The sequence below is a fragment of the Nonomuraea sp. NPDC004186 genome (genome assembly GCF_053603495.1).
Map to the genome: position 1 here is coordinate 1 of NZ_JBSGFQ010000203.1, position 14,970 is coordinate 14,970.

General features: G+C 69.3%; 18 protein-coding genes. 10 read left to right on the plus strand and 8 right to left on the minus strand.

Translation table 11 applies throughout. The features are described 5' to 3' along the window. Positions 1-141: 141 nt before the first annotated feature. Positions 142-555, minus strand: a complete 414-nt coding sequence (locus ACWEPL_RS62640; protein WP_452442378.1) for a TOBE domain-containing protein — start codon at positions 553-555, stop codon at positions 142-144. Positions 556-636: 81 nt separating this feature from the next. Here ACWEPL_RS62640 and ACWEPL_RS62645 point away from each other — a divergent pair, with 81 nt between their 5' ends. Beyond that, the gene (locus ACWEPL_RS62645; protein ID WP_452442379.1) at positions 637-1,239 is read left to right on the plus strand and encodes a molybdopterin-dependent oxidoreductase; all 603 of its coding nucleotides are present in this window, start codon (positions 637-639) and stop codon (positions 1,237-1,239) included. A gap of 34 nt (positions 1,240-1,273) precedes the next feature. Beyond that, a complete protein-coding gene (locus ACWEPL_RS62650) occupies positions 1,274-1,462 on the plus strand; it encodes a hypothetical protein (RefSeq protein WP_452442380.1) in 189 nt (62 codons plus the stop codon). Positions 1,463-1,536: 74 nt separating this feature from the next. Here ACWEPL_RS62650 and ACWEPL_RS62655 read toward each other — a convergent pair whose 3' ends face one another. Further along, positions 1,537-2,241 carry a FadR/GntR family transcriptional regulator gene (locus ACWEPL_RS62655; protein WP_350735496.1) on the minus strand — a complete coding sequence of 235 codons (705 nt, stop codon included), beginning with the start codon at positions 2,239-2,241 and terminating at the stop codon, positions 1,537-1,539. Between the two features lie 243 nt (positions 2,242-2,484). On the opposite strand from ACWEPL_RS62655, the gene ACWEPL_RS62660 reads away from it, so the two are divergent. The 7 genes from ACWEPL_RS62660 (at position 2,485) to ACWEPL_RS62690 (ending at position 8,942) form a co-directional block, all read left to right on the plus strand. Continuing rightward, positions 2,485-3,723, plus strand: coding sequence for an ABC transporter substrate-binding protein (locus ACWEPL_RS62660; RefSeq protein ID WP_363975313.1), 1,239 nt, complete (start codon positions 2,485-2,487; stop codon positions 3,721-3,723). 28 nt (positions 3,724-3,751) lie between these two features. Then, a complete protein-coding gene (locus ACWEPL_RS62665; RefSeq protein WP_350735502.1) occupies positions 3,752-4,702 on the plus strand; it encodes a carbohydrate ABC transporter permease in 951 nt (316 codons plus the stop codon). Further along, the gene (locus ACWEPL_RS62670) at positions 4,699-5,514 is read left to right on the plus strand and encodes a carbohydrate ABC transporter permease (protein WP_350735505.1); all 816 of its coding nucleotides are present in this window, start codon (positions 4,699-4,701) and stop codon (positions 5,512-5,514) included. The genes ACWEPL_RS62665 and ACWEPL_RS62670 overlap by 4 nt, the downstream gene beginning before the upstream one ends. 5 nt (positions 5,515-5,519) lie before the next feature. Further along, positions 5,520-6,668, plus strand: coding sequence for a galactonate dehydratase (dgoD, locus tag ACWEPL_RS62675; protein ID WP_452442382.1), 1,149 nt, complete (start codon positions 5,520-5,522; stop codon positions 6,666-6,668). Positions 6,669-6,711: 43 nt separating this feature from the next. Continuing rightward, positions 6,712-7,941, plus strand: a complete 1,230-nt coding sequence (manD, locus tag ACWEPL_RS62680; protein WP_363975308.1) for a D-mannonate dehydratase ManD — start codon at positions 6,712-6,714, stop codon at positions 7,939-7,941. Next, positions 7,931-8,536, plus strand: a complete 606-nt coding sequence (locus tag ACWEPL_RS62685) for a gluconokinase (protein ID WP_452442383.1) — start codon at positions 7,931-7,933, stop codon at positions 8,534-8,536. Before manD ends, ACWEPL_RS62685 begins: the two co-directional genes overlap by 11 nt. A gap of 76 nt (positions 8,537-8,612) precedes the next feature. Then, positions 8,613-8,942 (plus strand): hypothetical protein, encoded by a 330-nt coding sequence (locus ACWEPL_RS62690; RefSeq protein ID WP_363975302.1) that lies wholly within the window; start codon positions 8,613-8,615, stop codon positions 8,940-8,942. Positions 8,943-8,956: 14 nt separating this feature from the next. Here ACWEPL_RS62690 and ACWEPL_RS62695 read toward each other — a convergent pair whose 3' ends face one another. Together ACWEPL_RS62695 and ACWEPL_RS62700 are read right to left on the minus strand one after the other, a co-directional pair. Then, on the minus strand, positions 8,957-10,261 hold the full coding sequence (locus ACWEPL_RS62695) for a vanadium-dependent haloperoxidase (protein WP_452442384.1): 1,305 nt from the start codon (positions 10,259-10,261) through the stop codon (positions 8,957-8,959). Between the two features lie 328 nt (positions 10,262-10,589). Further along, on the minus strand, positions 10,590-10,823 hold the full coding sequence (locus tag ACWEPL_RS62700; protein WP_452442385.1) for a heavy-metal-associated domain-containing protein: 234 nt from the start codon (positions 10,821-10,823) through the stop codon (positions 10,590-10,592). Between the two features lie 239 nt (positions 10,824-11,062). On the opposite strand from ACWEPL_RS62700, the gene ACWEPL_RS62705 reads away from it, so the two are divergent. Next, positions 11,063-11,989 (plus strand): LuxR C-terminal-related transcriptional regulator, encoded by a 927-nt coding sequence (locus ACWEPL_RS62705; RefSeq protein ID WP_452442386.1) that lies wholly within the window; start codon positions 11,063-11,065, stop codon positions 11,987-11,989. A gap of 20 nt (positions 11,990-12,009) precedes the next feature. Here the strand turns inward: ACWEPL_RS62705 and ACWEPL_RS62710 are convergent, their stop codons facing one another. The 4 genes from ACWEPL_RS62710 to ACWEPL_RS62725 all read right to left on the minus strand — a co-directional run. Then, positions 12,010-12,234, minus strand: coding sequence for a hypothetical protein (locus ACWEPL_RS62710; RefSeq protein ID WP_452442387.1), 225 nt, complete (start codon positions 12,232-12,234; stop codon positions 12,010-12,012). Positions 12,235-12,246: 12 nt separating this feature from the next. Continuing rightward, positions 12,247-12,486 (minus strand): hypothetical protein, encoded by a 240-nt coding sequence (locus ACWEPL_RS62715; protein ID WP_363975286.1) that lies wholly within the window; start codon positions 12,484-12,486, stop codon positions 12,247-12,249. Next, positions 12,483-12,767: a YrhB domain-containing protein gene (locus ACWEPL_RS62720; protein WP_452442389.1), complete on the minus strand. Its 285-nt coding sequence runs from the start codon at positions 12,765-12,767 to the stop codon at positions 12,483-12,485. The genes ACWEPL_RS62715 and ACWEPL_RS62720 overlap by 4 nt, the downstream gene beginning before the upstream one ends. 19 nt (positions 12,768-12,786) lie before the next feature. Next, a partial coding sequence (locus tag ACWEPL_RS62725; protein WP_452442391.1) for a toxin glutamine deamidase domain-containing protein occupies positions 12,787-14,970 on the minus strand: 2,184 nt, incomplete at its 5' end.

Sequence of the window (14,970 nt, forward strand, 5' to 3'; positions counted from 1 at the left end):
CCCGCTCCTCCAGCCCAGGAAGACCGCGCCTTGACCACCTTCACCCAGCCGCCCGGACAGCTCGTACTGTCCGAGTTGCTGCGGGCGACGGGCAGGGCGATCGCCCATCGGGAAAGACGCCTGAACTCCACAGGGGGCTCCTCACAAGTAACTGGCCACGCGCTCGTGACCGGGAATCTCCACGACGACGTTGGTGGACTTGATCACGGCGACCGCCACCACCCCCACCTCCAGGCCCAGCTCGTCCGCGGCCTGGCGGCTCATCAGCGACACCACCCGGAACGGCCCGGCGGCGATCTCCACCTGCGCCATCACCGCATCGCGGATCACCTCGGTCACGATCCCGCGGAAGCGGTTGCGCGCCGAGGAGCGGCTGCCGTCGCCGCTCTCCTCGATCTGCGAGCGGGCGAAGGCGGCCAGGTCGGCGCCGTTCACCTGCCGATGACCGTGCTCGTCCCGCCCGGCCCCCAGCCGCCCCGCGTCCACCCACCGGCGGACCGTGTCGGAGCTGACCCCGAGCAACGCCGCGGCCTCGCTGATCCGAAACGTCGCCACAAGCTCTCACGATACCTTCCGCACATTCGAGCCTGAATACCCGGCTTCCGCCGCACCAGCGGCATGATCTACGGTTCTGCCATGGCATCCACGAGATCGGAGAGCACCCTCGTGAGTATCGGTTCACCCCGCCGCCGGGCCGTCGCGTCCGCGCTCGCCACCGTCCTGCTGGCCACGCTCACGCCCACCGCCCCGGCCACGGCCGCGACCGCCGCCGGCCCCGCCTCCGTCCGGCAGGCCCCCGCCGGGATGGTCAAGGTGCGCGGCCAGGTCGACCGTCCGCGCTCGTTCACCATGGCGCGGCTGCGCGGCCTGCCGCAGCACACCGTCCGCGTGCGCTACCAGACCTCCCACGGCGCGGAGAAGCACACCTTCACCGGCCCGCTGCTGTCCGACGTCCTCCAGCTCACCGAGCCGCGCATCGACCCCGACGTCAAGAACGCGCAGCTACGCCTGGTCGTCACCGCCACCGGCTCCGACGGCTACCGCGCCGCACTGGCCTGGGCCGAGCTCGACCCGGCCTTCTCCGGCAAGAAGGTGCTGCTCGCCGTCACCCAGGACGGCGCGAAACTGGACAAGGAAGGCCCGCGCCTGGTCGTGCCCGGCGACGTCAAGGGCGGCCGCTACGTCAGCGGCGTCGTACGCCTCCACGTCGGCGACACGGACGCACTCGACCCCGCCTGACCGGCCCCTCGCCCGACCGGAGGGCGGAACACCCATGTCACGACGGCTGCTGCGGTGGGCCGGTGTGCTGCTGGCCACCGGCTCCGCTATCGCCATGACCGGGTACCTGCTCACCGTGGACCGGGCCGACCCGCGCGTCAGCGCGCTGGGCGCCCTGCTGGGCCTGGCCGGGCTCGCGCTCGCCACCCACGCCCGGCCCGATCGACGCGACGACGACTCCTGAACGGCACACCGACGAGGCGGGCCGCCCGTACCAGGTCAAGATCGAACGCCGCGCGCTGACGCGAAGGCCGCCGGTCAGGCGCCGCCCGGCTCGGCGGTCCGCTCCCACAGCGACTTCATCTCGGCGAACCCCTGCTCCATGATCCCCACCATGGCCTCCCGGGCCCGCTCGCCGTCGCGCCGCTGGATCGCCTGGGCCACGTCGGTGTGCAGCTGCAGCGCCTCCTCGTCCGGGTAGTGAGGCATCAGGTGGTAGTGGTGCCGGCCGGCCAGCACCTCGGCCACGATCAGCTGCAGCTTCGCGAACATCTCGTTGCCGGAGGCGGCCAGCACCCGCCGGTGGAAGTCGATGTCCAGGTCGAGGAAGCGGGCCTCGTCGCCCGCCTTCCCGGCGGCCCACATCTTGGCCGCGAGCCCGACCAGCTCGCTCGCCTCGTCGTGGTCGACCCGCCCGGCGGCCAGCCAGGCGGCGTACGGCTCGATCGCGGTCCGCAGCTCGGTGATCGAGCGCAGTTGCGCCATCCGCCCCTCCGAGGCGAGCCGCCAGCGGATCACCTGCGGATCGAAGACGCTCCACACCCCGGGAGGCTGGATCATGATCCCGACCCGGCGCCGGGTCTCGATGAGCCCCATGGACGCGAGCACCCGCAGCACCTCGCGGATCACCGAGCGGGAGACCTGGTAGCGGTCGACCAGGTCTTCGATGCTCAGGACCGAGCCGGCGGCCACGTCGCCGCTGCAGATGGCGGTGCCGAGGTGGTCGAGGACCCGTGCGTGCAACCCAGCCTCCGCAAGGGCGGGCCGAGTGGGGGCGGCCCCCGGGGAGGACTGATTCACGGCATAGAACATATCAGTTGAAGGCTGACTCTTGAATAAGTCAGCTTTTTTGTCCTAGCATCCCGGCATTAAGCAGATGTTACGAGCATGTGGCGCTCTTCCGGGGGGCGGCGACCATGCCAGGAAGGCGGGATTGACGTGCGACGTCGAGCGATATTTGGTACATCTCTGGCCGTGGTGGCCGCCATGGGGCTGTCCGCCTGCGGCGGTGGCGGTGACGGCGGCGGGTCCAAGACGGTCCGGATCACCCTGGCCAACCACGTGTGGACCGACAACATCAAGAAGGCTCTGCCCGAGTTCGAGAAGCAGACCGGGCTCAAGGCCGAGATCACCCAGCTCGGCGAGGACCAGCTCTCCGACCAGTACAACGTCAAGCTGAACGCCGGCTCGTCCGACATCGACGTGATGATGTACCGCCCCCTGCAGGAGGGCAGGCTCTTCGCCAAGAACAAGTACCTGGCCGACCTGTCGGACCAGGTGAAGGCCAACAAGGACTGGGACTTCAGCGACTTCCAGGCCGGCCCCGTGGAGGCCACCACGTACGAGGGCAAGCCGGTCGGCGTCCCCATCATCACCGAGCAGGAGGTCCTCTACTACCGCAAGGACCTGCTGTCCAAGGCCGGCCTGAGCGCCCCGCCGAAGACCCTCGACGAGCTCAAGGCCGCCGCCGCCAAGATCAAGGCATCCGAGCCGGACATGGCCGGGTTCGTCGCCCGTACCGGCAAGTCGCCGGCGGTCACCCAGTTCTCCAGCTTCCTGTACAGCTTCGGCGGCGACTTCGTCGACGGCAGCGGCAAGGCCGCGGTCGGCAGCGAGGCGGCCAAGCAGGCGTACGCCTACTACGGCGGGCTGATCAAGGACTCCGGCCCGGCGAACGTCAGCACCGACATGGGCTGGCCCGAGGCGATGGCCATCTTCACCCAGGGCAAGGCCGCCTTCTACACCGAGGCCAACTCGCTCTACAAGAACGCCACCGACCCGGCCAAGTCCAAGGTCTCGGACAACGTCGGCTTCGCGCCGTTCCCGGCCGGCCCTGGCGGTTCGAAGCCGTACAACATCCCGTCGTGGGCGCTGGGCGTCAACTCCAGCTCGGAGAACGCCGCCAACGCCTGGAAGTTCATCGAGTGGGCCACCGGCAAGGCGCAGACGCTCGCCCAGCAGAAGTCCGGCGTGCCCGGCGCCCGCACCTCCGTGTGGGCCAACCCGGAGAGCACCTCGACCTTCCCGAAGGACCTGGTGGAGGCCATCGCGGCCAGCACCAAGGACGGGGTGGGTCATGACCGGCCGCTGGTCGTGAAGGTCGCCGAGTCCCGCGAGATCGTGGGCCAGCCGATCGTCGACGCGATCACCGGCAAGGACGCCGCGGCGGCCGCCGACACGGCCAACGCCGCGTTCCAGAAGTTCCTGGACGACGAGGCCAAGTAAGCGGCACCCGCCGACCCCTGGAGTCCCCATGGCAACGATCACCACACCGACCACCAAGGCGCCGCGCGGCGCCCCCGCCGCCCCCGGCACGCCCGGCTGGCTGCGCTGGGTGGACGCTCACCGCAAATGGCTCTTCGCCGCGCCCGCGATGGTCTTCGTCGCCGCGCTGCTCGTGTTCCCCCTGGCCTGGACCGGCTACCTCAGCCTGACCGACGCCGAGGGATCCGTCCGCGCGGAGAGCGAGTTCGTGGGCCTGCGGAACTACCTCGACGTCCTGTCGGACACCGAGCGGTTCTGGCCCGCGGTCGGGCGGACCGCCACGTTCACCGTCGTCGCGCTGCTGTTCGAGGTGGTCCTCGGGATGGCGATCGCGCTGCTGCTCTGGCGTCCGTTCAAGGGGCAGCGGTGGGTCCGGGTCGCCATCCTCATGCCGCTCGTGGCCACTCCGGTCGCGGTCGGCATGATGTGGCGGCTCATCTTCGACCCGAACATCGGCATGGCCAACCAGCTCCTCGGCTGGTTCGGCATCGGGCCGCAGCCGTGGCTGGCCGGTCAGCACACGGCCCTGGCCACCACGATCTTCATCGACGTGTGGCAGTGGACGCCGATGGTGGTGCTGATCCTGCTCGCCGGGCTCACCTCGCTGTCGGACGAGCCGCAGGAGGCGGCGCACATCGACGGCGCCAGCACCTGGCAGCGGTTCCGGCACGTCACCCTGCCGCTGCTGATGCCCACGCTGACGGTGGCGGTCCTGCTGCGCGGCATCGACGCGCTCAAGACCTTCGACGTCCTCTACGCCACGAAGGGCCGCGGCGGCGGTTCGTTCCATGAGGTCGAGACGCTGAACGTGTACGCCTACGGCCTCAGCTTCGACTACAACGAGTACGGCGTCTCCTCCACCGTCCTCATCCTCTTCTTCCTGATCATCATCGGGGCCATGTGGGCCCTGACCGCCCGGCGCAAGGAGGCGCAGCGATGAAGGCCCGGCCCGCGTACCAGGTGTTCCGGGTGGTGGCGCTCACCATCGTGGTGCTCTCCCTGGTCGCGCCGCTGCTCTGGATGGTCTCCGCGTCGTTCAAGACCAACGTCGACATCTACGACCCGGGCAAGGCGCTGGCCTTCTCGCCCACCATGGACAACTACGCCAAGGTGCTCCAGCAGGCGAACTACGTCGAGTTCATCGTCAACAGCCTCTGGGTCGCCTTCGCCGCCACGGTGGCCTCGCTGATCCTCGGCGTGCCGGCCGCGTACTCGATGAGCCGGTTCAACATGAAGAAGTCCGCGCTGGTGGTGCTGATGGCCCGGGTCATCCCCGGCGTCTCGCTGCTGGTGCCCTGGTACTACGTCTTCTCCAACCTGAAGATGGTCGGCGGCTTCGGGGTGCTGATCATCAGCCACATGTTCGTCGCGCTGCCGCTGGTGGTCTACATCATGATGGGCTACTTCGACAGCCTGCCCGAGGAACTGGAGGAGGCGGCGCTGGTGGACGGGCTGACCCACGTCGGCGCGTTCCGGCGCATCACCCTGCCGTTGGCGGTGCCGGGCATCGCCACCGCCGGGATCCTGTCCTTCATCTTCTCCTGGAACAACTTCATGTTCGCGCTCGTGCTCTCCGACGCCGACACCAAGACCCTGCCCGTGGCGATCTTCGACTTCGTCGGGTACGCCAGCATCGACTGGGGCGGCCTGATGGCCGCGGCCACCGTGGTCACCGTGCCGATCATGGTGATCGCTCTGTTCGTGCAGAAGTACGTGGTCTCCGGCCTCACCGCCGGCGCGACGAAGGGCTGACCGGCATGACGACCATCGCGCGCGTGGAGACCTTCCTCGTCGCCCCCCGCTGGCTCTTCGTCCGGGTGGAGACCGACTCCGGGATCGTCGGCTGGGGCGAGGCCACCTGCGAGGGGCGCTCCGAGACCGTCCGCACCGCCGTCGACCAGCTCGCGGAGCTGCTGATCGGCCGGGACGCGCTACGCATCGAGGACCACTGGCAGGTGCTGACCAAGGGCTCGTTCTACCGGGGCGGCCCGATCCTGGCCAGTGCCGTGGCGGGCCTCGACCAGGCCCTCTGGGACATCGCCGGCAAGCACTTCGGCGCCCCCGTGCACCAGCTTCTCGGCGGTCCGGTCCGGGACCGGATCCGGGTGTACGGCTGGGTCGGCGGCGACGAGCCCAGCGAGGTCCGCGATCACATCGCCGCCCAGCTCGAGGCCGGGCTCACCGCGGTGAAGATGAACGCCTCCGGCGTGATGAGCCCGGTCGCCTCGGTCGCCGAGCTGGACGGCGTGGTCGCCCGGGTGGCGGCCGCCCGCGAGGTGCTCGGCGACCACCGCGACGTGGCCGTCGACTTCCACGGGCGCTTCACCCTGGCCAACGCCCGCCGGGTGGCGCCGCTGCTGGAGCCGTACCGGCCGCTGTTCCTGGAGGAGCCGGTCGTACCGGAGAACTCGCACCTCATCGGCGAGTTCGTCCGCTCGACGACCACCCCGGTCTCGACCGGGGAGCGGCTCTACAGCCGGCAGGAGTTCCTGCCGGTCTTCCAGGCCGGCATCGCGGTCGCCCAGCCGGACCTCTCGCACGCCGGCGGCATCACCGAGGTCCGCAAGATCGCCACCCTCGCCGAGGTGTACGACGTGCAGCTCGCCCCGCACTGCCCGCTCGGCCCGATCGCCCTCGCGGCCTGCCTCCAGGTCGGCTTCGCCACCCCGAACTACCTGATCCAGGAGCAGAGCATCGGCATCCACTACAACCGTGGCGCCGAGGTGCTCGACTACTGCCTCGACAAGACCCCGCTGACCTTCGTGAACGGATACGTCGAGCGGCTCACCGCACCCGGCCTGGGCATCGAGATCGACGATCAGGCGGTCCGCGCCGCCGACAAGAAGGGACACGCCTGGCGCAGCCCTGTCTGGCGGCACCGGGACGGTTCGTACGCGGAATGGTGACCATGACCCCCGACCGCACCGCCGACGTGAGAAAGGCACCCGCGTGAAGATCATCGCAGCGGACGTCATCGTGACCAGCCCCGACCGCAACTTCGTCACCCTCAAGATCACGACGGACGAGGGGATCACCGGGCTGGGCGACGGCACCCTCAACGGGCGTGAGCTGGCGGTCGCGTCGTACCTGGCCGACCACGTCGTCCCGTTGCTGATCGGGCGGGACCCGCATCGCATCGAGGACACCTGGCAGTTCCTCTACCGCTCGGCGTACTGGCGGCGCGGGCCCGTCACCATGGCCGCCATCGCGGCCGTGGACGTGGCGCTGTGGGACATCAAGGCCAAGGCCGCCGGGATGCCGCTCTACCAGCTGCTCGGCGGCGCCTCCCGGACCGGGATCATGGCGTACGGGCACGCGTCGGGCCGGGACCTGCCGGAGCTGTTCGACTCGATCCGGCGGCACCTGGAGATGGGGTACCGGTCGCTGCGGGTGCAGACCTCCGTACCGGGCATCAACGCCGTGTACGGAGTGGCCGCCCAGCCGAGCGTCGAGGGCAAGCGGTACGACTACGAGCCGGCCCAGCGCACCGCGCTGCCCGCGGAAGAGGACTGGGACACCCGCGCCTACCTGCGTCACCTGCCCGGCGTCTTCGAGGCGGTGCGCAACGAGTTCGGCCCCGAGCTGCCGCTGCTGCACGACGGGCACCACCGGATGACCCCCATCCAGGCCGCCAAGCTCGGCAAGGCCCTCGAGCCGTACGACCTGTTCTGGCTGGAGGACTGCACCCCGGCGGAGAACCAGGAGGCGCTGCGCCTGGTCCGTCAGCACACGACCACCCCGCTGGCCATCGGGGAGATCTTCAACACCGTGTGGGACTACCAGACCCTGATCCGCGAGCAGCTCATCGACTACGTCCGCTCCGCCGTCACCCACACCGGCGGGATCACGGCCATGCGCAAGCTGCTCGACTACGCCGCCCAGTACCAGATCAAGTCCGGCATCCACGGCCCGACCGACATCTCGCCGGTCGGCATGGCCGCCGCCCTGCACCTGGACCTGGCGATCCACAACTTCGGCATCCAGGAGTACATGCAGCACGGCCAGGCGACCAACGAGGTGTTCCGGCAGTCGTTCAGCTTCAGCGACGGCTACCTGCACCCCGGGGAGCTGCCGGGGCTCGGCGTGGATCTCGACGAGGAGGCCGCGGCGCGCTTCCCGTACCAGCCAGCGTACCTGCCGTTCAACCGGCTCAAGGACGGCACCGTCCATGACTGGTGAGCAGCGGCGCACCCGGCACATCGTGGTCATGGGCGTGTCGGGCGCGGGCAAGACGACCGTGGCCCGCAGGATCAGCGAGCTGACCGGGTTGCGGTTCGCCGAGGCGGACGAGTTCCACCCGGAGGCGAACGTGGCGCGGATGCGCGCCGGCATCCCGCTGGACGACGCGGACCGCTGGCCGTGGCTGCGGGACCTGGCCGCCTGGATGGCCGCCCGGCACGCCGAGGGCGTCTCCACGGTGCTGGCGTGCTCGGCGCTCAAGCGCTCCTACCGGGACGTGCTGCGGCAGGGCCCGCCGGAGGTGGAGTTCGTCCTCCTGGACGGGCCCGCGACGCTGATCCGGGACCGGTTGACCCGCCGTACCGACCACTACATGTCGCCCGGCCTGTTCGACTCGCAGCGGGCGATCCTGGAGCACCTCGGCCCTGAGGAGTCCGGGATGGTGCTGGAGGTGGCGCTGTCGCCGGACGAGCTGGCGGCGGCGGTCGCGACCCGGCTCGGCCTGCCGCCGTCACCCACGCGATGCGGTTCGGCGAAGACGCACACGCGCACGCCCACTGTCCCCTCTCCCGGACCACCGCCGACGGCACGCTGAGCCCGGGAGGTCAGGTCCTGGCGGCCCAGGCCGACACTGAGGCCCGGTTGCGTGACGTCCGCAACGGCTGCCTGCCATGAAGAGCGCTTTCTTCAGCGTGGATGGCAGGCTGCCGGCCGCGGTCGGCCAGGGCGAGGTCAAGATCGTGGACGCCGCCGCGGGAACCGTCCCGGGCGAGCTCGTGGCCTTCTTCCCCGACGGCAAGAAGCCGGCTTTCGCCAGCGCCGATCAGCGTCTTCTCGACGCCGTTGGAGGTCAGGATCCGAATACAGGGCAGCTCCAGTCGATCGCTTTCACGGCCGACGGGGCCGACGTCGTCACCCTTGATCTGAACGGCATGGAAGGCCTGCATCCCAGCCCTGCCCTACCGCAAGAGCTGCCCCTGAAGCCCGCCACTTCAGGGTGAAGAGCAGCAGGTCATTACTCCTTCGGTTTGAAGTAGTGCGCGACCATGTAAGCGGTGACCTTCTTGCCGATTTTCGCGCCTTCGACGTCGGCCGTTCGCGTATGGATTCCGCCCCAGATGCGTGCTTCGATGACCTCGGCGAGCGCCTGCGAGAAACTGCGGAAATACCTGGTGGTACCCGAGGCGGCGCTGTATCCGCTGAAGGGGATGTCGTTGCGGCCGAAGAAATACGCCAACGCCGACATGCTGGCCGCTGTGAAGCAGGTATGTCCGGACGTGTAGTCGGGGTGCGGTGGTGTAACGAGCAATGGCGTCCAGTCGGGATCGGCCGCCGTTCCCGGATTTCCGTCGGTGTCGGCCAGGCGGATCGCGGTGACCGGCCGCCAGAAGTTCCACGCTGCCTTCTCGTTGTAGCAAGCGATCGTGGCGTCGGCTTCGGCCAGGTCGACCATCGCGAACATCCGCGCCGTCTGCAACGTGTTCAGTTGCCGCTTCGTCGCCAGCTGGCGCTTGATCTCCCATTCGGCCAGGTGCCGGTCGTGCCACCAGATCGCGGCTTGTGTCTGGTCGGACGTCCTGACCGTGCTGGTCGCCGAGCCGATGGTCTTGACCTCGTTGAAGTCCCGGGCGTACCGGTGACTGGTGAGCGATGGCGGGCCGGACGTGCGGAACATGGAGGCGCTGCGGATAAGGAACGGCTTGAGGTCACCGACCCAGGCTCCGTCGGAGGCGAACGCGGGTGGCGCCGGCCGCCATTGACCGGGCTGGGTGCCCACAGTCCAGGTCTGGTTTCCGAACGCTCCGTCGTTCTGCCGTGCGGCGTTCATCGCAGCGGCCGCCTGAGTGCCCACGGTGATTCCGCGCTGCTTGGCGGTACCGTCGGGGATCACGGCCAGCGCCTCGTCGTACTGCGTCTTCAGCCTCGCTTGCTGTTCCGGGAACAGCGCGTTCAGCACAAGGAAGCCCGCGGTCGCGACGGCCGCGTCCGTCGACTCGGTCCCGTCGGCAGGCGGCGCGATCAGATACGGCTGATAGGGAGTGCCGGCGATCGCGTTTACGGCGTCGTAAACGGCTCCGTGCACCATTGCGAAACTGCGCGCCTGGACCTGTGGTTGCTGGCCGGCGATGTCCCATATCGCCGTCTGGGCGTTTCTGTCCCAGATGATGACGGCATTGGGAGGCTCGTTCGAAGTCGACGCGTTCGCGAACGACGAGCCGAGTCCGATCGGCGACCCGACAGCGATGACTCCGGCGACGGATAAGCTGACGGCCTTGCGCGGGAGGGCGCCTGCCCATCCGGCGGAACGTAATTTGACCATGATGGGAAATTACTCCGACCGCCACCGATCGAGCCAGCGCGCGAACAACTGCCCCATCGGCAACCAGGCCGACGGCACTGAGGCCCGTTCGGCGAAAGCGGCAGCGCGAGGTACGACGACAACCTGAGCGCGACGGATCTCGTCTTTCATCTCACGCATCTGATCGCGAAGCTCGCGCATGTCCCGCCTGAGGACGGCGGCGCAGGCGGGTCTTCTCGAGCCGTTGCCGCAGACCTCGACCTTCTCCCGCCAAGAGGCTGCCAAGAGCCGACTCCTTGCCGACCGGCCGGGTCCGCCACCCGACGTGGCGGACCCGGCCACGGGCAGATCAGGAACCTTCGACGGTGCAGCCGGCCGCCTCAATGGCCGCGCGGACCTGCCCCTCGTCGACGGGGCCGTCAGTAAGGATGCTCACGCGGCCTTCCTCCGGAGCCGCGTCCACTCCCACGACTCCCGGCACCTGAATCAGCTCCAGCTTGACTGCGGCCAGGCAGTGCTCGCACGTCGCCGACGACAGGCCGGTGACGCGGTAGGCGACGAGACTGTACGCAACGGTGATCAAATAGATCCCTCCTTGTTCACGGCGATGGTGCTTCGCCTCACCCAGGGATCGTGCTGCAAGCCCAGTGATTCGTGGAGGGCTAGCAGGCTTCCGAAGTAGGACATGGCGGAAAGTGGACCCCTTTGCCGTCAAAGGGTCAGTTATGTCAATGTTCAGCGTTGGCCCATGGTGAAAGGAGCCCAGTGGACGGGCAGCCGTCTTCCGCGGACGACAGAGTCACTCGATCGCTGTACGCCCGGATGCACCAGCGAGGAGAGTCGCTGCCCGAGGCCGCGGACGAACTCGGCCTGGCGGCGGCGGAGATCGACCGTGCCCGCGACCAGCTCACCCGGCTCGACCTTCTGAACCCGGAAACGCAGACGGCCGCCGACGTAACGGTCACGCTCAAGCGCACCCTGCAGAACACTCACCGGCTGCTGGACGGCCTCGTCGAGCAGCACGTGAGAACGGCAGCACTGGCCAAGCACTACCTCCGCCTGCCCGAGCAGGCGGACAACCACGCGCACATCGAGTTCTTCCCGTGGCTGAATCGCAGCGATCAACTGTCCGAGCGCATCAACGAACTGGCCGAACTGGCCGAGATCGAAGTGCTCGGCATGCACCCGATCGCCGCGTGGACGCGCGAATCCCTGGAGGAAGGGCTCGCCCGCAGCGAGACGACCATGCGCAACGGCGTGCGCATGCGAGCACTGCACGCACAGATCGCCCTGTCGAACCCGCTGATCCGCGAATTCATGGGCCGCTGGCGACGGCTCGACATCGAGGTCCGGGTCGCCCCGGTGATTCCCACGCGGATGCTCATCTACGACCGCCGAACCGCCGTCGTCCAGGCCGACCCCCATGACCCCGAAGCAGGCAGCATCCTCATCCGAGGCGGGAGCCTGGTGAAATCCCTCGCAGCGATCTACGACTACTGCTGGACGACCGCCTCCGAGCCCGACGATGTGCCCCGATCGGCCGACGGCGTCACGCTCACCGAGCAGCAGCGGGCCGTCCTGCGCATGCTGGCCGCCGGCCAGAAGGACTCGGCCATCGCCCGCAGCATGGGCGTCTCCACTCGTACCGTCACCCGTCTGGTGGGTGAGCTCACGGCGATGCTGGGGGCGAGCAGCCGCTTCCAGGCGGGCGTACGAGCGGCACGGCTCGGCCTCCTCGATGTCGGTTGAACAGCGAACGACCTGACGCTTCACTCTGGGCGTGTTCTGGCAGCTTCCTCCCGCAGCCTGCGGTCGGGCAGGAAGAACGCGAATACCAGGGCTGCGAGGGCGACCACGGACGGGCTCGCGAAGATCGGCAGGAACGCGTCCACGGAGGAATGCACCACCCGACCGAGGTCGGACACGGGCAGCCAGCGGACGAGCGCAGGGGTGAGCGAGTCGGTGCCCGTCCCGCCCAGGCTCCTCGGCCGCACAGCCCTCGCCTCTCAGGTGCGGCGTAGCTCGAACGCCCGCACCGCCCCCTCGGCCGTCGGCCGCAGCGCGAACCGGACACCGCCGTCGCCGGGGTATTCCTGCCGGTGGTCGAAGCCACCCTCATAGATCTCCGCCGGGACGCCTTCGGGGAAGGCCTCGCAGTAGGGGACGTACCGGCCGGCCGCCTGCGAATCAACCCGTTGCCGGAGCCTGGCGCACGCGTCGCAGATCGCGGGCCGCCGCCGCGTCACAGCGCCGCCTCGTAGTCCTCGGCCGCCGACTCGCCGGTGTACATGGAGTCGTACTCGACGAGCCCGCCGTCGGACCTCCGCACCAGGACCGGTCCCAGCCCGGCGTACGTGGTGCCGGGGTCGCCCGTCTCGACGAACTCCACCGTGGTGATCGTGAAGAACCACCCGTACGGCCGCTCCACCGTCACCGCGTCGTGCACGACCAGCCCCTCCCCCACCGCGCTCAACTCCTCCGCGATGTACGCGCGCACGATCTGCTCGGCCTCCTCCTCGCCGATCATGATGGTGATCCGTCCTTTCTCAGCGGGTCTGGAAGAAGTCGTACTCGCGGTACTTGCCCTCCATGGGGTGCCGGTCCACGTACACCCGCTGGTGCTGGCCGTCCGCGTAGTAGATGTGGCCGTTGACGTTGAGGACGTTGCACACGTGCCCGATGCCGGAGCCGCTGTAGCCGATCACCACGCCGCGTGATCCCGGCCCCTCGTTCTGCAGAATCTTCGCTACCTTCTTGAGATTGCTGAGCCGCAGGTGCTTCTCGATCGCCCGCCTGCCCATCGTGGTGCGGATGACCGGGACCGGCGCGGCGTTCAGTGGCCCGGCCACGGCCGGCTTGCCGCGCAGGATGTCGTCGATGGCCAGGCTGGTCTCCGGGCAGTTCCTGTTGTGCCCGGTCGGGTTGACCTTGTTGATGATCGCGAGCAGGTCACCGAACCTGATCTCCCTGGAGCCGAGGTCGTCGATGAACTTCCGCAACTCCCCGTACGCCTTCCGCATGGCCTCCTTGTGCTCCTCGCTGAGCGGCTGGGAGGCTTTGTCGTAGTCCTCCACCCGTTGCGGGCGCAGTCCGGCGAGCGGCACCTTGGTCCGGCGCTCGACATTGACCTTGCCGAAGTCGTCGTGGTCGGAGATCGGCGGCTCGTACCCCTTCGTCCCGCTCTGACCGGCGGCACCGGTGCCCTTGAGGTCGTCCGGCTCCAGGTCGAAGTCATAGAGCAGGATCTCGCTGATGAAGCCGATGCCGGTGCTGGTGTCCTCCCTCTCGCGGAAGGCCATCCAGTCGTCCATCTCCGCCGCGCCCTTGAACTTGTACCAAGGCGTCCGGCTGGCGTCGGCCAGGCCGTGACGGCGGACGAACGCCTGGGCGTTGTCGATGGCGTCCTGGAACGCGTCCGCGTCCTGGTTGCGGTCGGCGGCCGTGTACTGGTGGGCGAGATGGTCGGCCTCCCGCATGACGTCTTTCCAGTGGCGCCGGTCGGCCTGGGAGTCGTACAGGTTCTCGGCCTGGTAGGCGGCCTCCTGCGGCTGGCCGCTCTGGCCGCTCCGGCCGCTCTGGCCCGGGGGCCGAGACGTCTGTGCCATTGACTGCTGCTCGCCACTCGGGCCGGCCAGTCCGTTCTGGCGGGCGGCCCAGAGGATGCCGTCGCGTACGTACGGGGAACGCGCCTGGAACGTATCCAGCAACCACTGGGTCCCGTCGCGGCCCCAGGTGTTCGCCATGCGCTGGAGGATCTTGCCTGCCTGGCGTTCGGCGTCCTCGTCCCGATAGCGGGATTCGCTCATCCGCCCGTCCATGGCCCGCAGCGCCCACAGGTCCGGATCCGCTTCCGGGTCGTCGGAGGGACCGCGCCTGCGGGCATAGACCTCTTCGCGGGAGCGCGTCGTCAGCGCGGTGTCCTGTGTCCGGTGTGCCCGCGTGGTCTGCAGCCGATCGATCAGCTCACCGACCGCCCTGGCCAGGGGACGCGGGGTCGCCGAGGCCCTGTACTCGGTGAACGCCTCCGCGATCAGGTCGCGGGGGGTGGTGGCGCCGTACGTGGACAGGCGGGACTCGACGGCGGTCACGGTCTCTTGGTCGTGCACGCCTGTGACGTCGTACGGGCGGCCCAGCGCGGCCGAGACGGTGGCGTTCAGGGCGGTGCGCGCATCGGGGTCGCTGATGATGCGGTCGGCGATGTGCTCCCCCACCTCGTGGTAGAGCACACCGCGCACCGACCCACCGCCCGGCACCGTCCACCCGGTCGCCTCCTCCACCCGCCCGGCCGCCACCTGGTCGGCCATGGCGACAGGGTTCAGGTGGATGCCCCGCTCACCGCCGTCCATGACCGCGTAGGCCACCAGGTCCGGCTGGGTGACAAAGTTCCCGTGCGGGTCCGTGGTGCTGACGGCGCCGAGGGCGCGCGTCAGGTCCGGGTAGTCACGGGCCAGCTCACGTAATGCCTGATCAATGTCACTCGCCGCCTCCGGCCCGATCCCCTCAAGCCTCGGTACGGACGGGGTGCCCGCCCCGCTGAGCGCCACAGCCAACGCCTCTTTGGACGGCACCAACCCCCCGCCCTCGACATCCACCCCGGGCCCTGTCACGTTCGGGGCGCCAGAGGCCGTCGGCACAGAGGCGGCAGCGGCCGGGGCGGTCGGCCCGCCCGCCGCCGTGGCCGGGGTGATGGGCCCGGCCGCGGCCGGGGGCGGGGGGGGGGGGCCGGCCCC